This window comes from Stenotrophomonas maltophilia group sp. Smal13 (genome assembly GCF_030236855.1).
Classification (GTDB): Bacteria; Pseudomonadota; Gammaproteobacteria; order Xanthomonadales; family Xanthomonadaceae; genus Stenotrophomonas; species Stenotrophomonas maltophilia_A.
In genome coordinates, this window is sequence record NZ_JASJSQ010000091.1 from 1 (window position 1) to 19907 (window position 19907).

Genomic DNA, 19907 nt, shown 5'->3' on the forward strand with positions numbered 1-19907 from the left:
GCCCTGGACAGCTGGATTCCGGAGCCGGAGCGTGCGATCGACAAGCCGTTCCTGATGCCGGTGGAAGACGTGTTCTCGATCTCGGGCCGCGGCACCGTGGTGACCGGTCGTATCGAGCGCGGCGTGATCAAGGTTGGCGACGAAATCGAAATCGTCGGCATCCGTCCGGTGCAGAAGACCACCGTGACCGGCGTTGAAATGTTCCGCAAGCTGCTGGACCAGGGTCAGGCAGGCGACAACGCTGGCCTGCTGCTGCGCGGCACCAAGCGTGACGACGTCGAGCGTGGCCAGGTTCTGGCCAAGCCGGGTTCGATCAAGCCGCACACCAAGTTCGAAGGCGAAGTCTACGTCCTGTCGAAGGACGAGGGCGGCCGTCACACCCCGTTCTTCAACGGCTACCGTCCGCAGTTCTACTTCCGCACCACCGACATCACCGGCGCAGCTGCTCTGCCGGAAGGCGTCGAAATGGTGATGCCGGGTGACAACGTCAAGATGGTCGTCACCCTGATCAACCCGGTGGCAATGGACGAAGGCCTGCGCTTCGCCATCCGCGAAGGCGGCCGTACCGTCGGCGCCGGCGTGGTCTCGAAGATCATCGAGTAATCTGGTAGTATCTGCGCCCCGATGTTGCCTGGGTAGGGCATCGGGGCGTATCAAATGGGAAAGCAGGCACAGGATGTGCCTTGTGTTCCCCGGACCAGGAAGGGTCAATGCCATTCAGGCGGCGTCAACAGGCGACTGTTGACAGCTGCCTTGCGTGCCATTATGCTTCTGCGTCTGGGCAGGCCGGGTAACTGGTCTGCCTACGTTTTTGAGGTCTATGGAGTGACCTTGGCGGCCTGCAGGACTGTGGGTCGTCCGTATTCAGGAATTTCATGGGACAAAGCAACCCAGAGGCTTTGTCTGTCGCTCTTTTAACGAAGGAACCTACCGCCATGGCGGACCAAAAGATCCGGATCCGGCTGAAAGCGTTCGATCATCGTCTGATCGACCGTTCGGCCAGCGAGATCGTTGAAACGGCAAAGCGGACCGGCGCGCAAGTGCGTGGCCCGATCCCGCTGCCGACCAAGATCGAGCGTTACACCGTTCTCGTTTCCCCGCACGTCGACAAGGACGCGCGTGACCAGTACGAGACCCGCACGCACAAGCGCGTGCTCGATATCGTTGACCCGAATGACAAGACCGTGGACGCGCTGATGAAGCTCGAACTGGCTGCCGGCGTCGACGTTCAGATCAAGCTGACCTGAGGACTACGACCATGACGAAGAAGTATTCGTTGGGCTTCGTGGGCCGCAAGGCTGGCATGAGCCGCGTGTTCACTGAAGATGGCCGCTCCATCCCGGTGACCCTGATCGAAGCAACCCCGAACCGCATCGCGCAGATCAAGACCGTCGAAACCGACGGCTACAGCGCCGTGCAGGTGACCGTCGGCGCGCGTCGCGCTGCCCTGGTCAACAAGCCGGAAGCCGGCCACTTCGCCAAGGCGAAGGTGGAAGCGGGTCGTGGCCTGTGGGAATTCCGCGTTGAAGACGCGCAGCTCGGCGATTTCGCCGTTGGCGGCGAAGTCAAGGCGGACATCTTCGAAGTCGGCCAGATCGTCGACGTCCAGGGTGTCACCAAGGGTAAGGGCTTCCAGGGCACCATCAAGCGCCACAACTTCCGTATGGGCGATGCAACCCACGGTAACTCGCTGTCGCATCGCGCGCCGGGTTCGCTGGGTCAGCGCCAGACCCCGGGTCGCGTTTTCCCGGGCAAGAAGATGTCGGGCCACATGGGCGCGGTGCAGCAGAGCACCCAGAACCTGGAAGTGGTCAAGGTCGACGTCGAGCGCGGTCTGATCGCCGTTCGCGGCGCCGTTCCGGGCGCGGCGGGTGGCGACGTGATCGTCCGTCCGGCGAGCAAGGCATAAGGAGAGATGACGATGGAACTCGTTATCACGGGTAGCAACAACAAGGTCTCGGTCTCCGACGCCGTGTTCGGTCGCGATTTCAGCGAAGATCTGGTCCACCAGGTCGTCGTTGCCTACCGCAACGCCGGTCGCGCCGGCACCAAGGCACAGAAGACTCGCTCCGAAGTGGCTGGTACCACCAAGAAGTCGAAGAAGCAGAAGGGCGGCGGCGCGCGTCATGGCGCACTGACGGCTCCGATCTTCGTCGGCGGCGGTGTCACCTTCGCGGCCAAGCCGCGCAGCTTCGAGCAGAAGGTCAATCGTAAGCAGTACCGTGCCGCCATGTGCGCGATCCTGTCCGAGCTGAACCGTCAGGGCCGTCTGACCATCGTGGAGTCCTTCGACGTCGAAGTGACCAACACGAAGGGTCTGATCGCCAAGCTGGCCGGCCTGGAAGTGGGCAAGCGCCCGCTGATCGTCACCGAAGAAGCGTCCGAGCACCTGTACCTGTCCGCCCGCAATCTGCCGTACGTGCAGGTGCGTGACGTCCAGGGTCTGGATCCGGTCTCGCTGGTGGGTGCCGACACGGTCGTCATCACCGCTGACGCGGTCAAGAAGGTCGAGGAGTGGCTGGCATGAACAGCAACGAAAAAATCTTCAGCGTGCTGCGTGCCCCGCGTGTCTCCGAAAAGACCGCGCGCCTGCAGGAACTCTCCAACCAGTATGTCTTCGAAGTTTCGAACGAAGCCACCAAGGCCGATGTAAAGGCCGCGGTTGAGCAGCTGTTCGACGTCAAGGTCGAAGCCGTCAACGTGGTCAACGTCAAGGGCAAGAACAAGTCCTTCCGTAACCGTGCTGGCCGCCGCGGCGATTGGCGCAAGGCGTACGTTCGCCTGGCCGATGGCCAGTCGATCGATGTAACGGCCAAGGCCTGAGGTACATCCCATGCCATTGATGAAATTCAAGCCCACTTCCCCCGGCCGCCGTTCGGCCGTGCGCGTGGTCACTCCCGACCTGCACAAGGGTGCTCCGCACGCTGCGCTGGTCGAGTCGCAGAGCCGCTCGGGTGGTCGTAACCACCATGGCCGCATCACCGTGCGTCACGTCGGTGGTGGTGCCAAGCAGCACTACCGCATCATCGACTTCAAGCGCAACAAGCTGGGCATCCCGGCGCGCGTGGAACGCATCGAATACGATCCGAACCGCACCGCGCACATCGCTCTGCTGTGCTACGTCGACGGTGAGCGTCGCTACATCATCGCCCCGAAGGGCCTGAAGGCTGGTGATCAGGTGATCGCTGGTTCGGATGCCCCGATCAAGGCTGGCAACACCCTGCCGCTGCGCAACATCCCGGTCGGCACCACCATCCACTGCATCGAACTGAAGCCGGGCAAGGGCGCTCAGATCGCTCGCGCCGCTGGTGCGGCCGTGCAGCTGGTGGCTCGCGAAGGCATCTACGCCACCCTGCGCCTGCGCTCGGGTGAAATGCGTAAGGTTCCGGTCGAGTGCTGCGCCACCATCGGCGAAGTCGGCAACGACGAGCACAGCCTGGAAAAGCTGGGCAAGGCCGGTGCCAAGCGTTGGCGCGGCGTCCGCCCGACCGTTCGTGGTGCTGCCATGAACCCGGTTGACCACCCGCACGGTGGTGGTGAGGCGAAGGCCGGCCAGGGTAATCCGCATCCGGTCACCCCGTGGGGTGTCCCGACCAAGGGTTACAAGACGCGCCATAACAAGCGCACTCAGCAGTTCATCGTCCGCGATCGTAGGGGCTAATCGACCATGGCACGTTCACTCAAGAAGGGCCCGTTCGTCGATCACCACCTCGTCAAGAAGGTGGAGGCCGCTGCGGGCAGCAAGAAGCCGATCAAGACCTGGTCGCGCCGTTCGATGATCCTGCCTGACATGGTAGGCGTCACCATTGCCGTGCATAACGGCAAGAACCACATCCCGGTTCTCGTCAACGAGAACATGGTCGGCCACAAGCTCGGCGAATTTGCCATCACCCGGACCTTCAAGGGTCACGGTGGTGACAAGAAGTCGGGCAAGTAAGGAGAGATGACAATGGAAGCGAAAGCCATCCTGCGCACTGCGCGCATCTCCCCGCAGAAGGCTCGTCTGGTCGCTGACCAGGTGCGCGGTCTGCCGGCCGAGCGTGCGGTCAACCTGCTGAAGTTCTCGGACAAGAAGGCTGCCCACCTGATCAAGAAGGTGGTGGAGTCGGCAATTGCCAACGCCGAGAACAACCAGGGCGCCGACGTCGACGAGCTGAAGGTTCAGACCATCATGGTTGATGAAGGTCCGACCCTGAAGCGTTTCATGGCGCGGGCGAAAGGCCGCGGTACCCGCATCCTCAAGCGCACCAGCCACATCACTGTGGTTGTGGGCGCCGCCAAGTAAGCGGATAAGGAAAAGACCATGGGTCATAAAGTTCATCCGATTGGTATCCGCCTCGGCATTTCCAAGGACTGGAACTCCAAGTGGTACGCCAACAAGGCCGAGTTCGCTGGTTACCTGGCAGCCGACCTGAAAGTGCGCGAAATGCTGCGCAAGAAGCTGGCTCAGGCCGGCATCAGCAAGATCCTGATCGAGCGTCCGGCCAAGACCGCTCGCGTGACGATCCACACCGCCCGTCCGGGCGTGGTGATCGGCAAGCGCGGTGAGGACATCGAGAAGCTGCGCAAGGAAGTGAGCGAGATGATGGGCGTCCCGGCGCACATCAACGTCACCGAAGTGCGCAAGCCGGAACTGGACGCGCAGCTCGTTGCCGAGTCGATCGCCCAGCAGCTGGAGCGTCGCATCATGTTCCGCCGTGCAATGAAGCGCTCGGTCGGCAACGCGATGCGTCTGGGTGCCCTGGGCATCAAGGTCAACGTCGGTGGCCGCCTCAACGGTGCAGAAATCGCCCGTTCGGAGTGGTACCGCGAAGGTCGCGTGCCGCTGCACACCCTGCGTGCCGACATCGACTATGGCTTCGCTGAAGCCAAGACGACCTACGGCATCATCGGCATCAAGGTCTGGATCTACAAGGGCGAGGTCTTCGATTTCTCCCAGGTTGGCCAGGAAAAGCAGGACGACACCCCGTCGCGCAACGATCGTCACGATCGCGGCGACCGTGGTGACCGTCAGCGCCCGGCCCGTGAAGCGAGGTAACGACAATGTTGCAACCCAAGCGAACCAAGTACCGCAAGGTACACAAGGGCCGTAACGATGGCCTGAGCTGGAGCGCCAACGCTGTCAGCTTCGGCGAATACGGCCTGAAGGCAACCGCACACGGTCAGCTGACCGCGCGTCAGATCGAAGCGGCCCGCCGCTCGATCAGCCGCTACGTCAAGCGCGGCGGCAAGATGTGGATCCGCGTGTTCCCCGACAAGCCCATCACCAAGAAGCCCATCGAAGTCCGAATGGGTTCTGGTAAGGGCAACGTGGAATACTGGGTGGCCCAGATCCAGCCCGGCCGCATGATCTATGAAATCGAGGGTGTTTCCGAGGAAGTGGCTCGCGAGGCGTTCCGCCTGGCCGCCGCCAAGCTCTCGGTCACCACCACTTTCGTGACCCGTACGGTGCGCTGATGGATATCAAAACTCTCCGTGAAAAGTCGGCTGACGAACTCAAGGCCCACCTGATCGACCTGCGTAAGGAACAGTTCTCTGTCCGTATGCAGCAGGTCACCGGCCAGCTGCCGAAGACCCACGACATTCGCCGGGTCCGTCGCGAGATTGCTCGCGTCAAGACCCTGCTCGGCAGCACGAAGTAAGGATGGCCGCTATGAGCGACAATACTGAAAAGAAGACGCTGCGCACGGTCGAAGGCCGTGTCGTCAGCAACAAGATGGACAAGACGGTTACCGTCCTGGTTGAGCGTCAGGTCAAGCACGCGCTGTACGGCAAGTACATCAAGCGCTCGACGAAGCTGCACGCCCACGATGCCGACAACGCCTGCAAGGAAGGCGATGTCGTCCGCGTGACCGAGATTGCTCCGATGTCCAAGACCAAGAACTGGCGCGTGGTGGAAGTCATCACGCGCGCGGCTGAATAAGGAGCTGAATCATGATCCAGATGCAGAGCTACCTTGACGTCGCGGACAATTCGGGTGCCAAGCAGGTGATGTGCTTCAAGGTGCTGGGTGGTTCCAAGCGCCGTTACGCCGGCATCGGCGACATCATCAAGGTCACCGTGAAGGATGCGATTCCGCGCGGCAAGGTCAAGAAGGGTGAAGTGTATGACGCCGTCGTGGTGCGTACCCGCAAGGGTGTGCGTCGCGCCGACGGCTCGCTGATCCGCTTCGACGGCAACGCTGCCGTTCTGCTGAACAGCAAGCAGGAGCCGATCGGTACCCGTATCTTCGGGCCGGTGACCCGTGAACTTCGTTCGGAGAAGTTCATGAAGATCGTCTCGCTCGCTCCCGAAGTGCTGTGAGCGACAGGAGATAATCATGGCTAACCGTATCAAGAAGGGCGACCAGGTTGTCGTCAACGCTGGCAAGGACAAGGGCAAGCAGGGCGAAGTCGTCCGCGTCGACGGCGACCGTGTGGTCGTCGCCAACGTGAACATCGTCAAGCGCCACACCAAGCCGAACCCGCAGGCAGGTGTTGCCGGCGGCGTGGTCGAGCGCGAAGCTTCGATCCATATCTCCAACGTGAATGTTCTGAACCCGGCTTCGGGCAAGGGCGAACGCGTTGGCTTCAAGGTGCTGGAGGATGGACGCAAACTGCGTGTGTTCCGCTCCAGCGGTGAGGCGCTCGACGCCTGAGGAATGAGAAGATGAGTTCCCGTCTCGAAAAGTTCTACAAGGACGAAGTGGTGCCGGCGCTGATGAAGCAGTTCGGCTACACCAATCCGATGGAAGTGCCGAAGCTGGTCAAGGTCACCCTGAACATGGGTGTCGGCGAAGCGGCCACCAACAAGAAGATCCTGGAAAACGCCGTCGGCGACATGACCAAGATTTCCGGCCAGAAGCCGGTTGTCACCAAGTCGCGTGTGTCGGTTGCGTCGTTCAAGATCCGCGATGGTTGGCCGATCGGCTGCAAGACCACGCTGCGTCGCCACAAGATGTACGAGTTCCTGGATCGCCTGATCAACATCTCGCTGCCGCGCGTGCGCGACTTCCGTGGTGTTTCCGGTCGTTCCTTCGACGGCCGCGGCAACTTCAACATGGGTGTGAAGGAGCAGATCATCTTCCCGGAAATCGACTTCGACGCCGTCGACGCGATCCGCGGTATGGATATCGCCATCACCACCACTGCGAAGACCGACGCGGAAGCGAAGGCGCTGCTGGCAGCGTTCAAGTTCCCGTTCCGTAACTGATCTGTCGAGGAAACCGAAATGGCAAAGACCTCCATGGTCAACCGCGACATCAAGCGGGAAAAGCTGGCAAAGAAGTACGCTGAAAAGCGTGCAGCTCTGAAGAAGATCGTGTCCTCCGTGGACGCGACCTACGAAGAGAAGATCGACGCCGCAACCAAGCTGGCCAAGCTGCCGCGCGATTCGTCGCCGAGCCGCCAGCGCAACCGTTGCGAGCTGTCGGGTCGTCCGCGTGGCGTCTACAGCAAGTTCGGCCTGGGCCGTAACAAGCTGCGTGAAGCCACCATGCGTGGCGACGTCCCGGGTCTGCGCAAGGCCAGCTGGTAATCCCAGCCGGCCCTGCGATCAGGCGCCCCTTCGGGGGTGCCTGAACCGGGCAGGGGAGGCATTCAGCTTTCCCGACGCAAAAAAAACCGAAGAGCCCGGCGCAAGCCGGGCTCTTTTGGCGTATACTCCCGCGTCTTGCCCTGTGCAAACGGGGTTGTAGGGGTGGGCCCTTGGCCCGCTGCATCAAGGGACCTGGCCCGTTTCCAGGAGACAACAGATTTTCGCGAAAGCGGATATCGGTGCACTCAAAGGTACTCATATGAGCATGACTGATCCCATCGCCGACCTGCTGGTCCGCATCAAGAATGCGGCCGCGGTTGGCAAGCAGACGGTGAAAGCCCCGTCGTCCAAGATCAAGGTTGCGATCGCCCAGGTCCTGAAGGACGAGGGTTACATCACCGACCTGCGCGTGACCCAGCTGGAAAACAACAAGTCCGAGCTGGAAATCGTGCTGAAGTATTTCGAAGGCAAGCCGGTCATCGCGACCCTGAAGCGCTTCTCGCGTTCGGGCCTGCGCCAGTACCGCGGCAAGAGCGAGCTGCCGAAGGTCATGAACGGCCTGGGTATCTCCATCATTTCCACCTCCAAGGGCATCATGACTGATGCGCAGGCGCGCCAGCTGGGCGTCGGCGGCGAAGTCCTGTGCTTCGTGGCCTAAGGCGAAAGGAGTAGAACTATGTCCCGCGTAGCCAAGAAGCCGATCGACCTGGGTAAGGTTGAACTGAACGTCCAGTCGGACAGCGTCACCGCCAAGGGCCCGAAGGGTTCCCTGTCGCTGGCCAAGCCGGCCGGTATTGCCATCAACGTCGACAACGGCGTTGCCACCCTGAGCACCGAGAACGCCGAGCTGGTCGCACTGACCGGCACCGTGCGTGCGATCCTGGCCAACATGGTCAAGGGCGTGTCCGAAGGCTTCGAGCGCAAGCTGGAGCTGGTCGGCGTGGGTTACCGCGCTGCCATGCAGGGCAAGGACCTGAGCCTGTCGCTGGGCTTCTCGCACCCGGTCGTGTTCGTGGCGCCGGAAGGCATCACCATCACCACCCCGACCCAGACCGAGATCCTGGTCCAGGGCGCTGACAAGCAGGTCGTCGGTGAAGTTGCCGCCAAGATCCGTGCGTTCCGCAAGCCGGAGCCGTACAAGGGCAAGGGCGTGAAGTACTCCGACGAAGTCATCATCCGTAAGGAAGCCAAGAAGGCGTAAGTGCGAGTCCCTCGCAAGAGCCCGCACATCCGTGTGCGGACTCCTCAGGGAAAAGCCCAACCTTCAGCTTTCAAGGAATAATCAAAATGAACAAGAACATCGCCCGCCTGCGTCGCGCCAAGTCGACCCGCGCCCACATCCGTGAGCTCGGCGTCGCCCGCCTGTCGGTGCTGCGCACCGGCCAGCACCTGTACGCCCAGGTCTTCACCGCCGACGGTTCCAAGGTGCTGGCTGCTGCCAACACCACCCAGACCGACGTCATGGAAGGTCTGAAGAACGGCAAGAACGCCGACGCCGCCGCCAAGGTCGGCCGTATCGTCGCTGAGCGCGCCAAGGCCGCCGGCGTCGAGAAGGTTGCCTTCGATCGTTCGGGCTACCGCTACCACGGCCGCATCAAGGCCCTGGCAGAAGCCGCCCGCGAAGCCGGCCTGCAGTTCTAAGGGATAAGGGCAGGGGACCTGTGGTCTCCTGCCCGCCTGCTCGCCCGCCTGAGTGAGGCTGGACGGCGCCACTCTTCTGCAGTGGCCCACCGGAACAACGCGACATTCCACAACCATAAGCGGCCCCGAGCCGTACATACCCAAACTACCAAGGAATCAAAATGGCAGAAGAGCGTCAGCAGCGGGGTCGCGATCGCGACCGTAACCGCGAAGAGAAAGTCGACGACGGCATGATCGAAAAGCTGGTCGCGGTCAACCGCGTCAGCAAGACCGTCAAGGGTGGTCGCCAGTTCACCTTCACCGCCCTGACCGTGGTCGGCGACGGCGAAGGCAAGGTCGGTTTCGGCTATGGCAAGGCCCGCGAAGTGCCGGTCGCCATCCAGAAGTCGATGGAACAGGCCCGCAAGAACCTGGTCAGCGTTGACCTGAACAACGGCACCCTGTGGCACACCATCAAGGATGGTCACGGCGCAGCCCGCGTGTTCATGCAGCCGGCTTCGGAAGGTACCGGCGTCATCGCCGGCGGTGCCATGCGCGCCGTGCTGGAAGCCGTTGGCGTGAAGAACGTGCTGGCCAAGGCCACCGGTTCGCGCAACCCGATCAACCTGGTGCGTGCCACCGTGAAGGGCCTGTCTGCTGCGCAGTCGCCGGCCCGCATCGCGGCCAAGCGCGGCAAGAAGGTGGAGGAACTCAACCATGGCTAATGAGTCCAACAAGACTGTGAAGGTGCGCCTGGTGCGTGGCCTGCGTGGTACTCAGTCGCGTCACCGCCTGTCGGTGCGTGCTCTGGGCCTGAACAAGCTCAACGATGTGCGTGAACTGAAGGACAGCCCGCAGGTTCGCGGTCTGATCAACACCGTTCACTACCTCGTCAAGGTTGAGGAGTAATCGATCATGACTCTGCGTCTCAATGAACTGAGCCCGGCACCGGGCGCCCGCACCGAGCGCACCCGCGTCGGTCGCGGTATCGGCTCGGGCCTGGGCAAGACTGCCGGCCGCGGCCACAAGGGTTCGTTCGCCCGTAAGGGTGGCGGCAAGATCAAGGCTGGCTTCGAAGGCGGCCAGACCCCCATGCAGCGTCGTCTGCCGAAGATCGGCTTCCGTTCGCCGATCGCCAAGGACACCGCTGAAGTGCTGCTGTACGCGCTGGACAAGCTGCCGGCCGGTGAGATCGACTTCGCCGCCCTGCGTGCTGCCAAGCTGGTCCCGAGCACTGCAAAGAAGGCCAAGGTCGTCGTCAAGGGCGAAGTGACCAAGGCGTTCACCCTGAAGGGTATCGCTGCCACGGCTGGTGCCAAGGCTGCGATCGAAGCTGCCGGCGGCAGCGTAACGGAGTAAGAAAATCATGGCGCAAGCTGGCATCGGTAACCTCGCGGGCGGAATGGGCAAGTTCACTGAACTTCGCCAACGTTTGCTGTTCGTCGTCGGGGCTTTGATCGTCTATCGCATCGGCTGCTACGTGCCGGTGCCGGGCGTCAATCCCGATGCCATGCTTGCCATGATGCAACAGCAGGGCGGCGGCATCGTGGACATGTTCAACATGTTCTCGGGCGGCGCCCTGCACCGTTTCAGCATCTTCGCGCTGAACGTGATGCCGTACATTTCGGCATCGATCGTGATGCAGCTGGCCGTGCACATCTTCCCCGCCCTGAAGGCGATGCAGAAGGAAGGTGAGTCCGGCCGCCGCAAGATCACCCAGTATTCGCGCATCGGCGCCGTGCTGCTGGCAGTGGTGCAGGGCGGCTCGATCGCACTGGCCCTGCAGGGCCAGGTCTCGCCGTCGGGCGCTCCGGTCGTGTACGCGCCGGGCATGGGCTTCGTGCTCACCGCCGTGGTCGCGCTGACCGCCGGCACCATGTTCCTGATGTGGGTCGGTGAGCAGGTCACCGAGCGCGGCATCGGCAATGGCGTGTCGCTGATCATCTTCGCCGGTATCGTCGCTGGCCTGCCGGGTGCGATCATCCACACCTTCGACGCCTACCGCGACGGCAACATCCAGTTCATCCAGCTGCTGCTGATCGCCATCGTCGTGCTCGCCTTCACCTTCTTCGTGGTGTTCGTCGAGCGTGGCCAGCGCCGGATCACGGTCAACTACGCGCGCCGCCAGGGCGGTCGCAACGCGTACATGAACCAGACCTCGTTCCTGCCGCTGAAGCTCAACATGGCCGGCGTCATCCCGGCGATCTTCGCCTCGAGCCTGCTGGCCTTCCCGGCCACCCTGGCCATGTGGTCCGGCCAGGCTGCCAACCAGAGCAGCTTCGGCCAGGTCCTGCAGAAGGTCGCCAACGCGCTCGGCCCGGGCGAGCCGCTGCACATGATCGTGTTCGCTGCGCTGATCACCGGTTTCGCGTTCTTCTATACCGCGCTGGTGTTCAACTCGCAGGAAACCGCCGACAACCTGAAGAAGTCGGGCGCTCTGATTCCGGGCATCCGTCCGGGCAAGGCCACTGCCGATTACATCGACGGCGTGCTGACCCGCCTGACCGCAGCCGGCTCGGCCTACCTGGTGATCGTCTGCCTGCTGCCGGAACTGATGCGCACGCAGCTGAACGCCTCGTTCTACTTCGGCGGTACTTCGCTGCTGATCGTGGTGGTGGTGGTGATGGACTTCATCGCCCAGGTGCAGGCGCACCTGATGTCCCACCAGTACGAGAGCCTGCTGAAGAAGGCCAACCTGAAGGGCGGCAACCGCGGCGGTTTTGCCCGCGGCTGATTGGCCTGTTATACTTTCGTCTTCCTGACGTGATGGTCCCTCCGCTTCGCGGACTCCGGCCACACAAACGAAGGGCGGCCCCCGCAGCGGTTCCGGGTGGGGGTGTGATGAGGTGGTCCTGCGCTGGAGTAGCGCGGGCGGCCCCGGGGGAAACCCCAGGTCCAACCCCATCCGGCGCCGGAGCCTGGGCACACTCCCCAGGCCGGGTTCATGAAACCAATGGTTTCACGGGCTTCCATGTAAACCGGAACCTTGTTAGTATCGCTAGTTCACTTTTTTGATCCATCCTGCCGGATTGGCGTGCCCGAGGCGCGCTGTCGGCCATCACTCAGCTGGAGAACCGCGTCATGGCGCGTATTGCAGGCGTCAACCTGCCAGCCCAGAAGCACGTCTGGGTCGGGTTGCAAAGCATTTACGGCATCGGCCGTACCCGTTCGAAGAAGGTCTGCGAAGTCGCAGGCGTTGCTTCGACCACCAAGATCCGCGATCTGTCGGAGCCGGAAATCGAGCGCCTGCGCGCCGAAGTCGGCAAGTACATCGTGGAAGGCGATCTGCGCCGTGAGATCGGCATCGCGATCAAGCGCCTGATGGACCTGGGCTGCTACCGCGGCCTGCGTCACCGTCGTGGCCTCCCGCTGCGTGGCCAGCGCACCCGTACCAACGCCCGCACCCGCAAGGGTCCGCGCAAGGCGATCAAGAAGTAAGGGACTGAGAAATGGCTAAGCCCGCTGCTAAGACCAAGAAGAAGATCAAGCGCGTCGTCACCGACGGCGTTGCCCACGTCCACGCTTCGTTCAACAACACCATCGTCACCATCACCGACCGCCAGGGCAACGCTCTGTCGTGGGCGACCTCCGGTGGCGCTGGCTTCCGCGGTTCGCGCAAGTCGACCCCGTTCGCTGCCCAGGTGGCTGCTGAAAAGGCCGGTCGTGCTGCGCTGGACTACGGCGTGAAGTCGCTGGAAGTCCGCATCAAGGGCCCGGGTCCGGGCCGTGAGTCGGCCGTGCGTTCGTTGAACAACGTCGGCTACAAGATCACCAACATCATCGACGTGACGCCTATCCCGCACAACGGGTGCCGTCCGCCGAAGAAGCGTCGCGTCTAAAGGGAGCGATAAGAAATGGCTCGTTATATCGGTCCTACCTGTAAGCTCGCCCGTCGCGAAGGCGCCGACCTGTCCCTGAAGAGCCCGGCGCGTGCGCTGGACTCGAAGTGCAAGCTGGAGCAGAAGCCCGGCCAGCACGGCGCCACTGCCCGCAAGGGCAAGCTGTCCGACTACGCCACCCAGCTGCGTGAAAAGCAGAAGGTCAAGCGTATCTACGGCCTGCTGGAGCGTCAGTTCCGCAACTACTACAAGAAGGCCTCGACCAAGAAGGGCAACACCGGCGAGAACCTGCTGCAGCTGCTGGAAACCCGCCTGGACAACGTCGTCTACCGCATGGGCTTCGCCGTGACCCGTCCGGCTGCCCGTCAGCTGGTGTCGCACCGCGGCGTCACCGTGAATGGCAAGTCGGTCAACCTGGCTTCGTACCAGGTCAAGGCTGGCGACGCCATCGCTCTGTCTGAAAAGGCTGCCAAGCAGCTGCGCGTCCAGGAAGCCCTGACCGTCGCCGCCCAGCATGACCTGAGCCCGTCGTGGGTTGAAGTGGATTCCGGCAAGTTCACCGGCATCTTCAAGGCTGTTCCGGATCGTTCGGATCTGCCTGCGGACATCAACGAAGCGCTGATCGTCGAGCTGTATTCGAAGTAATTCACATTGGAGAGCCCCCGGCGACGGCCGGGGGTTCACTAGGAGAACCCGCAACATGACGGTTACCGCCAACCAGGTTCTGCGTCCTCGCGGTCCGCAGATCGAACGCCTTACCGACACCCGTGCAAAGGTCGTTATCGAACCTTTGGAGCGGGGTTACGGGCATACGCTGGGTAATGCCCTGCGTCGCGTGCTGCTGTCGTCCATCCCGGGCTTCGCCATCACGGAAGTCGAAATCGACGGCGTGTTGCATGAGTACACCACGGTCGAAGGTCTGCAGGAGGACGTGCTCGAAGTCCTGCTGAACCTCAAGGACGTGGCCATCCGTATGCACTCCGGCGACAGCGCCACCCTGTCCCTGTCCAAGCAGGGCCCGGGCGTTGTCACCGCTGCCGACATCAAGGTCGACCACAATGTGGAGATCCTGAACGGCGAACACGTGATCTGCCACCTGACCAAGGATACGGCGATCAACATGCGTCTGAAGATCGAACGTGGTTTCGGCTACCAGCCGGCTGCCGCGCGTCGTCGTCCGGACGAAGAAACCCGTGCCATCGGCCGTCTGGTCCTGGATGCCTCGTTCTCGCCGGTCCGCCGCGTCGCCTATGCCGTGGAAGCGGCCCGCGTCGAACAGCGTACCGACCTGGACAAGCTGGTCATCGATATCGAGACCAACGGCACCATCGACGCCGAGGAAGCCGTGCGCACCGCCGCCGACATCCTCAGCGACCAGCTGTCGGTGTTCGGTGACTTCACCCACCGCGACCGCGGTGCAGCCAAGCCGGCCAACAACGGCGTGGATCCGGTGCTGCTGCGCCCGATCGACGATCTGGAGCTGACCGTGCGTTCGGCCAACTGCCTGAAGGCTGAAAGCATCTACTACATCGGCGATCTGATCCAGAAGACCGAAGTGGAGCTGCTGAAGACCCCGAACCTGGGCAAGAAGTCGCTCACCGAGATCAAGGAAGTGCTGGCTCAGCGCGGCCTGTCGCTCGGCATGAAGCTGGAGAACTGGCCGCCGGCCGGTGTCGCCAGCCACGGCATGCTGGGCTGATATCGGTAATGCCTGAAGGCTCCACCGTTCGCGGTGGGGCCTTCAACGCAACACAACATGCCACGACGAACCCCAGGTTCGCGCGGCAGGTCGCCCAGGACGGGTGGCCAGGACCAACCGCAGTCCGCGCAGCAACGCCAGGATGGCGACAACGATCCGCACAGTCTCATCATTAACCAAGGAATATCACCATGCGTCACCAGAAGTCTGGCCGTAAGTTCAGCCGTACCAGCGCCCACCGCGAAGCGATGTTCAAGAACATGGCTGCCTCGCTGTTCAAGCACGAGCTGATCAAGACCACCCTGCCGAAGGCCAAGGAACTGCGCCGCGTTGCCGAGCCGCTGATCACCCTGGCCAAGGTCGACTCCGTCGCCAACCGCCGTCTGGCGTTCGCTCGCCTGCGCGACAACGAAGCCGTGGGCAACCTGTTCACCATCCTGGGCCCGCGCTACGCGAACCGTCCGGGCGGCTACCTGCGTCTGCTGAAGTGCGGCTTCCGCGCTGGCGACAACGCGCCGATGGCCTACGTCGAGCTGGTTGACCGTCCGGTCGTGGCCGAGGAAGTGGCCGAGTAATCGGACCGCTCCAATGCGACACAGCGAAAGCCCGGCCTCTGCCGGGCTTTTGCGTTTCCGGGGGCGGATCCCTTTCTGCAGGACAGGGCTCTGACCCACACCGTTCCGACAGGCGTCACCTGTGGCGGTTCGAATGGCGCGCACTCTCGGTTACGCTTGGCGCCTGATCCATTCGAGCGTTGACGATGAATCCACTGCGCTGGCCCTTCCGCGCCCAGTTCTTCCTGGGCTTCCTGATCTGCGCGGGCCTGCTTGGCTACGCGATCTTCCTGCAGCTGAAGATGGGCCTGGAGCCGTGTCCGCTGTGCATCTTCCAGCGCCTGGCCTTCGCTGCGCTTGGCCTGCTGTTCCTGATCGGTGCACTGCATGGTCCGTCCAACCGCCCCGGACGCGCGACCTATGGCGTGCTGGCGTTCATTGCCGCCGCAGTGGGTGTCGGCATCGCCGCGCGCCACGTCTACGTGCAGATGCTGCCGCCGGAAATGGGGTCCACCTGTGGCCCGCCGCTGGCCTTCCTGAGCGAGACCATGGGGCCGCTGGAAGTGTTCCGCACGGTGCTGACTGGTACCGGCAACTGCGGCAACATCGACTGGACCTTCATGGGCCTGACCATGCCGATGTGGTCGGGCGTGTGGTTCGTGCTGCTGGCGCTGTGGGCGCTGGTGGTGTCGCTGCGCAAGGTCAAGCGCTGAAGCAGGGTAGTGCCGGCCGCTGGCCGGCACACCGCGGGAATGCCGGCCAGCGGCCGGCACTAGCTCAGAAATCCTGCTGCAGGCTCAGGTAGGCGCCGCGGCGCGGTCCCCATTGCGGGGCGAACACGCCGACGCCACCGCCATCGCGCAGCTGGTAGCTGCGGTCCAACGCGTTGATCACCGCCAGCTGCACATGCAGTGGATGGCCGCTGTCGACGTTGAAGTCGTGCCCGGCGCTGAGGTTCACCTGCAGGTAGGACGGCAGCTCGCCACCGTTGGGTACGCCCTCGATGTCCGAACGCAGGCCACTGCCGAGCACGTAGTTGGCCCCGATCCGGTTGTGCCCGGCGAAGGCGTAGCTGAGCCCCCCCGACGACGTCAGCTTCTGGTCGTGGTCGAGGTGGATCCAGTGGTTGGCCACATAGGCCAGCGCCTCGGGATCGAGGTTGTACTGGCTGGTGATGACATCCGTACCGATGGCCTTGTTCAGCGCCGCATTGAAGTAGGCACTGAACGGGCCGTTGCTGTAGTCGGCACTGAACTCCAGGCCACGGATGTGTCCGCGGCGGTAGTTGAAGGTCGAGTAGATGTAGGCGGCGCCGAACTGGCCTTCGTCCTGCAGGCGGGCGACGCGGCGGTCGTAAGCGTCCAGGCCCAGGGTCAGGTGTTCACCCAGCTGCTGCGAGACGCCGATGTCGTAGTAGTCGCTGCGCTCGGCCAGCGGCGTGTTGTTGCCGCCGCTGGGCTGCTGGTTGGTGGTGCCGTCGTACAGGGCGATGTCGCTGCTGGCGATCAGTTCACTGGCCGGTGGCGTGAAATAGCGCGAATAGCCGGCATGCACGGTGGTGCTGTCGCTGGCATTCCAGACCACGCCCACGCGCGGGCTGAGCTGGCCCTCGGTGCGGCCGAAGGCCTTGTAGCGGTCACCGCGCAGACCGTAGTTGACGGTCCAGTCGTCGCCGATTTTCCACTCATCCTGTACGTACAACGCCAGCGTGCTGGCATGGAAGGCGCTGTGGTCAGGAATCAGCAGCGGCGTGGTGCTGGACTGCTGGCCGCCGTCATCAACCGGGAACACCCAGCTGTTGCTGCTGGCCCGTGCGTGCTCGTAGTTGCCGTACAAGCCGTAGCGCAGCGTGTGGTCGTTGCCCAGTGGTGTGGAGAAGTCGGCCTGCAGGGTGTTGGCACGGTTGCTGCGCTGCACCTGCGAGGCGACGCCACTGAACACCAGATCGCCGACGACGTCCGGGTTGAACGCTGCATCGCTGTAGCGCTGCCCGGCGGACAGTTGGTAGGCGGTGCTGCCCAGCGTGCCCTGCAGTACCAGCATGCCGAAGCGGGTGGTCTCGCGCTGGGTCTCATCCAGCTGGCTGGAATCGAAGGTGGTGGTGTCCAGGTAACCGAACTGCGGCGTCTGCCCTGGATTGACCGGAATCTGGAAACGGTTGTTGGCGAAACCGGCGAACACACTCAGGCGGGTGTTCTCGTTGACCAGGTAGGTCAGGTCGGCGAAGGCCTTGCCCTGGTGGGTATCGTCGTGCAGCGGCTTGCGCGAGTTGGTCGGATTCTCCAGGCCGACTTCGTTCTGGTCGTAGTTGCCGGTCAGGAACCAGCTCCAGCGTCCCTGGTTGCCCCACCAGGAGGCATTCGGATTCACCTTGCCGAACGAGCCGGTGGTCAGTCCGGCGCTGCCACCGTTGCCCAGCTCGGCGCCATTGCGGGTGGTGATGTCGACCACCGCCGCGGTGCGCTCGCCGAACTGCGCCGGCAACGCGCCGTCCATCAGGCGGATGCTCTTGATGGTGCGCGCATCCAGGGTCTGGCCGAAGCCGGAAATCGATTCGGGCAGCAACACGCCGTTGATCCGGTACTGCAGGTTGGCGTGGTCGCCGCGCACGTGCACGCTGCCATAGGAATCCTGGACCACGCCGGGTGCCTGCAGCAGCACCTGGCTGAGCGGCGCGGAGGCGCCCAGCGGCTGCTTCTGGATGTCCTCGGCGGTGATCTGGTACTGGCTGCTGCCGATGTCCGGCGACAACGCGTTGCGGGCCTGGTCGAGCTGGGCGCTGACGGTGACCGTGTCCAGGTCCTTGACCGCAGGCCCGGCGCCATTGGCGGCGGCCGCGAAGGCGGGCAGGCTGGCCAGGGCCAGGGCCAGGGCGAAGGTGATGCCGGTAGCGAGGGGCGAGGGCTTCATGATGGGAAGAGTGATGGCAGGGCGTGGAAGGGGCCGGTCCATGACGTAGAAGTGTTACTCCGTAACAGATCATGCGCCTACCTTGAGCGGCTGACCATGCGGGATCTGGCTGCTCGCATCGGCCTTTCCCTGCCGTTCAGGCGGCCTGGCCGAGCAGGTCGGCCCTTTGCGCCAGCGGCTGGCTCTGCGACCATGACCGCCCCCCATCCCGGAAGTCTGCAATGAGCCTGTCCGCCGTTCCGCCCGTGCCCGATCCCGCCGCAGCCGCCACTGGCGCCGCCTGGTCGCCGGAGAGCTGGCGTGGCAAGACCGCGCTGCAGATGCCGACCTACCCGGACCCGGTGGCGCTGGACGCCGCTCTGCACGAACTGAAGCGGCTGCCGCCGCTGGTCACCTCCTGGGAAATCCTGGCGCTGAAGCAGCAGCTGGCCGAGGCGCAGGAAGGCAAGCGCTTCCTGCTGCAGGGCGGCGACTGCGCGGAGAACTTCAGCGACTGCGAATCGGGCACCATTTCCAACCGGCTGAAGGTGCTGCTGCAGATGAGCCTGGTGCTGGTGCATGGCCTGCGCCAGCCGGTGATCCGCGTCGGCCGTTTCGCCGGCCAGTACGCCAAGCCACGTTCGGCCGATACCGAGACCCGCGACGGCGTGACCCTGCCCAGCTACCGCGGTGATGTCATCAACGCGCCGGCCTTCACCGAAGCGGCACGGCTGCCGGATCCGAAGCGGATGCTGCAGGCCCACGCGCACTCGGCGATGACCATGAACTTCGTGCGTGCGCTGATCGACGGCGGTTTCGCCGACCTGCACCACCCCGAGTACTGGAACCTGGAGTGGGTGCGGCATTCGCCGCTGGCTGCCGAGTACCAGAAGATGGTGGCGTCGATCGGCGATGCGGTGCACTTCATGGAGACCCTGGCCGGGGCCCGCGTGCACAACCTCAACCGCATCGACTTCTACACGTCGCACGAAGCGCTGCTGCTGCCCTACGAACAGGCGTTGACCCGGCAGGTGCCGCGCCAGCAGGGCTGGTTGAACCTGAGCACGCACTACCCGTGGATCGGCATGCGCACGGCCGCTCTCGATGGCGCGCACGTGGAATACCTGCGTGGCGTGCGCAACCCTATCGCGATCAAGGTCGGCCCATCGGTGACGCCGGACCAGCTGCTGCGCCTGATTGATGTGCTCAACCCGCATGACGAGCCGGGTCGACTGAGCTTCATTCACCGCATGGGTGCAGCGCAGATCGCCGAGAAGCTGCCGCCGCTGCTGGATGCGGTCAAGCGCGATGGCCGCCGCGTGCTGTGGGTGTGCGATGCGATGCATGGCAACACCGAAAGCACTGCCAATGGTTTCAAGACACGCCGCTTCGACAACGTGCGTGGCGAAGTGGAGATGTCGTTCGATCTGCACGCGGCCGCAGGTACGCGACTGGGCGGTGTGCACCTGGAGCTGACCGGCGAAGACGTGACCGAGTGCACCGGTGGCGCGCGCGAACTGACCGAACGTGACCTGGAGCGCGCCTACCGTTCGACGGTGGACCCGCGGTTGAACTACGAGCAGTCGCTGGAGATCGCGATGGCGATCGTGCGCAAGCAGGAGCAAGTGCGGTAAGGGGGTTTCGGCAGGGCTTGCAGCCCTGCACCTGCCAGAAGCCGAAGCAACAGCAACGGCAGAAGCGGGTATTCCGTGGGATGGCGGGGCGGTGTGGGCAGGCAGGACACGCCGTAAACCCATCCATGGGGGCTCGATGGCGCCATCCATGGCGCCA

At 63.5% G+C, this 19907-nt stretch carries 31 protein-coding genes; 30 read left to right on the forward strand and 1 reads right to left on the reverse strand.

Features of this window, described 5'->3' with window-relative positions; all coding sequences use genetic code 11:
• From QRO95_RS21095 to QRO95_RS21235, 29 genes are all read left to right on the forward strand, one after another.
• On the forward strand, positions 1-603 hold a 603-nt coding region (locus QRO95_RS21095), incomplete at its 5' end, for an EF-Tu/IF-2/RF-3 family GTPase (protein ID WP_285303426.1).
• 332 nt (positions 604-935) lie between these two features.
• On the forward strand, positions 936-1247 hold the full coding sequence (rpsJ, locus tag QRO95_RS21100; RefSeq protein ID WP_005408208.1) for a 30S ribosomal protein S10: 312 nt from the start codon (positions 936-938) through the stop codon (positions 1245-1247).
• An 11-nt stretch (positions 1248-1258) separates the two neighbouring features.
• Positions 1259-1909: a 50S ribosomal protein L3 gene (gene rplC / locus QRO95_RS21105; RefSeq protein ID WP_004145336.1), complete on the forward strand. Its 651-nt coding sequence runs from the start codon at positions 1259-1261 to the stop codon at positions 1907-1909.
• Between the two features lie 12 nt (positions 1910-1921).
• Complete coding sequence (gene rplD / locus QRO95_RS21110; RefSeq protein WP_004145337.1) at positions 1922-2527, forward strand: 50S ribosomal protein L4; 606 nt, start codon at positions 1922-1924, stop codon at positions 2525-2527.
• On the forward strand, positions 2524-2823 hold the full coding sequence (gene rplW / locus QRO95_RS21115; RefSeq protein ID WP_004145338.1) for a 50S ribosomal protein L23: 300 nt from the start codon (positions 2524-2526) through the stop codon (positions 2821-2823). Before rplD ends, rplW begins: the two co-directional genes overlap by 4 nt.
• 10 nt (positions 2824-2833) lie before the next feature.
• Positions 2834-3661 (forward strand): 50S ribosomal protein L2, encoded by an 828-nt coding sequence (gene rplB, locus QRO95_RS21120; protein ID WP_004145339.1) that lies wholly within the window; start codon positions 2834-2836, stop codon positions 3659-3661.
• Between the two features lie 6 nt (positions 3662-3667).
• Positions 3668-3937 carry a 30S ribosomal protein S19 gene (gene rpsS, locus QRO95_RS21125; RefSeq protein ID WP_004154485.1) on the forward strand — a complete coding sequence of 90 codons (270 nt, stop codon included), beginning with the start codon at positions 3668-3670 and terminating at the stop codon, positions 3935-3937.
• Between the two features lie 12 nt (positions 3938-3949).
• Positions 3950-4285: a 50S ribosomal protein L22 gene (rplV, locus tag QRO95_RS21130; RefSeq protein WP_004145348.1), complete on the forward strand. Its 336-nt coding sequence runs from the start codon at positions 3950-3952 to the stop codon at positions 4283-4285.
• Between the two features lie 18 nt (positions 4286-4303).
• The gene (rpsC, locus tag QRO95_RS21135) at positions 4304-5038 is read left to right on the forward strand and encodes a 30S ribosomal protein S3 (protein ID WP_004145350.1); all 735 of its coding nucleotides are present in this window, start codon (positions 4304-4306) and stop codon (positions 5036-5038) included.
• Between the two features lie 5 nt (positions 5039-5043).
• Positions 5044-5457, forward strand: a complete 414-nt coding sequence (gene rplP, locus QRO95_RS21140) for a 50S ribosomal protein L16 (protein WP_004154486.1) — start codon at positions 5044-5046, stop codon at positions 5455-5457.
• The gene (gene rpmC / locus QRO95_RS21145; protein WP_004154487.1) at positions 5457-5642 is read left to right on the forward strand and encodes a 50S ribosomal protein L29; all 186 of its coding nucleotides are present in this window, start codon (positions 5457-5459) and stop codon (positions 5640-5642) included. The genes rplP and rpmC overlap by 1 nt, the downstream gene beginning before the upstream one ends.
• Positions 5643-5653: 11 nt before the next feature.
• Entirely contained in the window at positions 5654-5923 is a 270-nt protein-coding gene (rpsQ, locus tag QRO95_RS21150; RefSeq protein WP_004154489.1) for a 30S ribosomal protein S17, read from the forward strand.
• 11 nt (positions 5924-5934) lie between these two features.
• Positions 5935-6303 (forward strand): 50S ribosomal protein L14, encoded by a 369-nt coding sequence (gene rplN / locus QRO95_RS21155; protein WP_004145357.1) that lies wholly within the window; start codon positions 5935-5937, stop codon positions 6301-6303.
• A gap of 16 nt (positions 6304-6319) precedes the next feature.
• Positions 6320-6637 carry a 50S ribosomal protein L24 gene (rplX, locus tag QRO95_RS21160; RefSeq protein ID WP_004154490.1) on the forward strand — a complete coding sequence of 106 codons (318 nt, stop codon included), beginning with the start codon at positions 6320-6322 and terminating at the stop codon, positions 6635-6637.
• Positions 6638-6648: 11 nt separating this feature from the next.
• Entirely contained in the window at positions 6649-7191 is a 543-nt protein-coding gene (rplE, locus tag QRO95_RS21165) for a 50S ribosomal protein L5 (protein WP_004154491.1), read from the forward strand.
• Between the two features lie 18 nt (positions 7192-7209).
• On the forward strand, positions 7210-7515 hold the full coding sequence (rpsN, locus tag QRO95_RS21170) for a 30S ribosomal protein S14 (protein WP_005408209.1): 306 nt from the start codon (positions 7210-7212) through the stop codon (positions 7513-7515).
• 259 nt (positions 7516-7774) lie between these two features.
• Positions 7775-8173 carry a 30S ribosomal protein S8 gene (gene rpsH / locus QRO95_RS21175; protein WP_005408210.1) on the forward strand — a complete coding sequence of 133 codons (399 nt, stop codon included), beginning with the start codon at positions 7775-7777 and terminating at the stop codon, positions 8171-8173.
• Positions 8174-8191: 18 nt separating this feature from the next.
• The gene (gene rplF, locus QRO95_RS21180; RefSeq protein WP_010483977.1) at positions 8192-8716 is read left to right on the forward strand and encodes a 50S ribosomal protein L6; all 525 of its coding nucleotides are present in this window, start codon (positions 8192-8194) and stop codon (positions 8714-8716) included.
• Positions 8717-8796: 80 nt separating this feature from the next.
• Complete coding sequence (rplR, locus tag QRO95_RS21185; RefSeq protein ID WP_024957318.1) at positions 8797-9156, forward strand: 50S ribosomal protein L18; 360 nt, start codon at positions 8797-8799, stop codon at positions 9154-9156.
• A gap of 161 nt (positions 9157-9317) precedes the next feature.
• The gene (gene rpsE / locus QRO95_RS21190; protein ID WP_004145411.1) at positions 9318-9860 is read left to right on the forward strand and encodes a 30S ribosomal protein S5; all 543 of its coding nucleotides are present in this window, start codon (positions 9318-9320) and stop codon (positions 9858-9860) included.
• Positions 9853-10044: a 50S ribosomal protein L30 gene (rpmD, locus tag QRO95_RS21195; protein WP_004154497.1), complete on the forward strand. Its 192-nt coding sequence runs from the start codon at positions 9853-9855 to the stop codon at positions 10042-10044. Before rpsE ends, rpmD begins: the two co-directional genes overlap by 8 nt.
• Positions 10045-10050: 6 nt before the next feature.
• On the forward strand, positions 10051-10494 hold the full coding sequence (gene rplO, locus QRO95_RS21200; protein WP_004154498.1) for a 50S ribosomal protein L15: 444 nt from the start codon (positions 10051-10053) through the stop codon (positions 10492-10494).
• A 7-nt stretch (positions 10495-10501) separates the two neighbouring features.
• On the forward strand, positions 10502-11869 hold the full coding sequence (gene secY, locus QRO95_RS21205) for a preprotein translocase subunit SecY (RefSeq protein WP_005408215.1): 1368 nt from the start codon (positions 10502-10504) through the stop codon (positions 11867-11869).
• Between the two features lie 347 nt (positions 11870-12216).
• On the forward strand, positions 12217-12573 hold the full coding sequence (gene rpsM / locus QRO95_RS21210; protein WP_004154500.1) for a 30S ribosomal protein S13: 357 nt from the start codon (positions 12217-12219) through the stop codon (positions 12571-12573).
• Between the two features lie 11 nt (positions 12574-12584).
• Positions 12585-12974, forward strand: a complete 390-nt coding sequence (rpsK, locus tag QRO95_RS21215) for a 30S ribosomal protein S11 (RefSeq protein ID WP_004145443.1) — start codon at positions 12585-12587, stop codon at positions 12972-12974.
• A gap of 15 nt (positions 12975-12989) precedes the next feature.
• Entirely contained in the window at positions 12990-13619 is a 630-nt protein-coding gene (gene rpsD / locus QRO95_RS21220; protein ID WP_004145446.1) for a 30S ribosomal protein S4, read from the forward strand.
• Positions 13620-13674: 55 nt separating this feature from the next.
• Entirely contained in the window at positions 13675-14673 is a 999-nt protein-coding gene (locus tag QRO95_RS21225) for a DNA-directed RNA polymerase subunit alpha (RefSeq protein ID WP_010483975.1), read from the forward strand.
• A 191-nt stretch (positions 14674-14864) separates the two neighbouring features.
• On the forward strand, positions 14865-15248 hold the full coding sequence (gene rplQ / locus QRO95_RS21230) for a 50S ribosomal protein L17 (protein WP_005408217.1): 384 nt from the start codon (positions 14865-14867) through the stop codon (positions 15246-15248).
• 185 nt (positions 15249-15433) lie between these two features.
• A complete protein-coding gene (locus tag QRO95_RS21235; RefSeq protein WP_285303427.1) occupies positions 15434-15940 on the forward strand; it encodes a disulfide bond formation protein B in 507 nt (168 codons plus the stop codon).
• Positions 15941-16004: 64 nt separating this feature from the next.
• On the opposite strand, the gene QRO95_RS21240 is transcribed toward QRO95_RS21235, so the two are convergent.
• A complete protein-coding gene (locus QRO95_RS21240) occupies positions 16005-18137 on the reverse strand; it encodes a TonB-dependent receptor (RefSeq protein WP_285303428.1) in 2133 nt (710 codons plus the stop codon).
• 221 nt (positions 18138-18358) lie between these two features.
• On the opposite strand from QRO95_RS21240, the gene QRO95_RS21245 reads away from it, so the two are divergent.
• A complete protein-coding gene (locus tag QRO95_RS21245) occupies positions 18359-19750 on the forward strand; it encodes a class II 3-deoxy-7-phosphoheptulonate synthase (RefSeq protein ID WP_049421673.1) in 1392 nt (463 codons plus the stop codon).
• The last annotated feature ends 157 nt before the right edge of the window (positions 19751-19907 follow it).

Bases quoted from the DNA above. Each gene is read 5' to 3' on its own strand.
- secY (WP_005408215.1), top strand. From the start codon at position 10,502: ATGGCGCAAGCTGGCATCGGTAACCTCGCGGGCGGAATGGGCAAGTTC.
- rplP (WP_004154486.1), top strand. From the start codon at position 5,044: ATGTTGCAACCCAAGCGAACCAAGTACCGCAAGGTACACAAGGGCCGT.
- rplO (WP_004154498.1), top strand. From the start codon at position 10,051: ATGACTCTGCGTCTCAATGAACTGAGCCCGGCACCGGGCGCCCGCACC.
- rpsM (WP_004154500.1), top strand. From the start codon at position 12,217: ATGGCGCGTATTGCAGGCGTCAACCTGCCAGCCCAGAAGCACGTCTGG.
- rplF (WP_010483977.1), top strand. From the start codon at position 8,192: ATGTCCCGCGTAGCCAAGAAGCCGATCGACCTGGGTAAGGTTGAACTG.
- rpsC (WP_004145350.1), top strand. From the start codon at position 4,304: ATGGGTCATAAAGTTCATCCGATTGGTATCCGCCTCGGCATTTCCAAG.
- rplC (WP_004145336.1), top strand. From the start codon at position 1,259: ATGACGAAGAAGTATTCGTTGGGCTTCGTGGGCCGCAAGGCTGGCATG.
- rpsJ (WP_005408208.1), top strand. From the start codon at position 936: ATGGCGGACCAAAAGATCCGGATCCGGCTGAAAGCGTTCGATCATCGT.
- rplX (WP_004154490.1), top strand. From the start codon at position 6,320: ATGGCTAACCGTATCAAGAAGGGCGACCAGGTTGTCGTCAACGCTGGC.
- rpsE (WP_004145411.1), top strand. From the start codon at position 9,318: ATGGCAGAAGAGCGTCAGCAGCGGGGTCGCGATCGCGACCGTAACCGC.
- rpsK (WP_004145443.1), top strand. From the start codon at position 12,585: ATGGCTAAGCCCGCTGCTAAGACCAAGAAGAAGATCAAGCGCGTCGTC.
- QRO95_RS21225 (WP_010483975.1), top strand. From the start codon at position 13,675: ATGACGGTTACCGCCAACCAGGTTCTGCGTCCTCGCGGTCCGCAGATC.
- rplV (WP_004145348.1), top strand. From the start codon at position 3,950: ATGGAAGCGAAAGCCATCCTGCGCACTGCGCGCATCTCCCCGCAGAAG.
- QRO95_RS21245 (WP_049421673.1), top strand. From the start codon at position 18,359: ATGAGCCTGTCCGCCGTTCCGCCCGTGCCCGATCCCGCCGCAGCCGCC.
- rplN (WP_004145357.1), top strand. From the start codon at position 5,935: ATGATCCAGATGCAGAGCTACCTTGACGTCGCGGACAATTCGGGTGCC.
- rplW (WP_004145338.1), top strand. From the start codon at position 2,524: ATGAACAGCAACGAAAAAATCTTCAGCGTGCTGCGTGCCCCGCGTGTC.
- rpmD (WP_004154497.1), top strand. From the start codon at position 9,853: ATGGCTAATGAGTCCAACAAGACTGTGAAGGTGCGCCTGGTGCGTGGC.
- rpsN (WP_005408209.1), top strand. From the start codon at position 7,210: ATGGCAAAGACCTCCATGGTCAACCGCGACATCAAGCGGGAAAAGCTG.
- rpsH (WP_005408210.1), top strand. From the start codon at position 7,775: ATGAGCATGACTGATCCCATCGCCGACCTGCTGGTCCGCATCAAGAAT.
- rpsS (WP_004154485.1), top strand. From the start codon at position 3,668: ATGGCACGTTCACTCAAGAAGGGCCCGTTCGTCGATCACCACCTCGTC.
- rplQ (WP_005408217.1), top strand. From the start codon at position 14,865: ATGCGTCACCAGAAGTCTGGCCGTAAGTTCAGCCGTACCAGCGCCCAC.
- rpsD (WP_004145446.1), top strand. From the start codon at position 12,990: ATGGCTCGTTATATCGGTCCTACCTGTAAGCTCGCCCGTCGCGAAGGC.
- QRO95_RS21240 (WP_285303428.1), bottom strand. From the start codon at position 18,137: ATGAAGCCCTCGCCCCTCGCTACCGGCATCACCTTCGCCCTGGCCCTG.
- rplE (WP_004154491.1), top strand. From the start codon at position 6,649: ATGAGTTCCCGTCTCGAAAAGTTCTACAAGGACGAAGTGGTGCCGGCG.
- rpmC (WP_004154487.1), top strand. From the start codon at position 5,457: ATGGATATCAAAACTCTCCGTGAAAAGTCGGCTGACGAACTCAAGGCC.
- rplB (WP_004145339.1), top strand. From the start codon at position 2,834: ATGCCATTGATGAAATTCAAGCCCACTTCCCCCGGCCGCCGTTCGGCC.
- rplD (WP_004145337.1), top strand. From the start codon at position 1,922: ATGGAACTCGTTATCACGGGTAGCAACAACAAGGTCTCGGTCTCCGAC.
- QRO95_RS21235 (WP_285303427.1), top strand. From the start codon at position 15,434: ATGAATCCACTGCGCTGGCCCTTCCGCGCCCAGTTCTTCCTGGGCTTC.
- rpsQ (WP_004154489.1), top strand. From the start codon at position 5,654: ATGAGCGACAATACTGAAAAGAAGACGCTGCGCACGGTCGAAGGCCGT.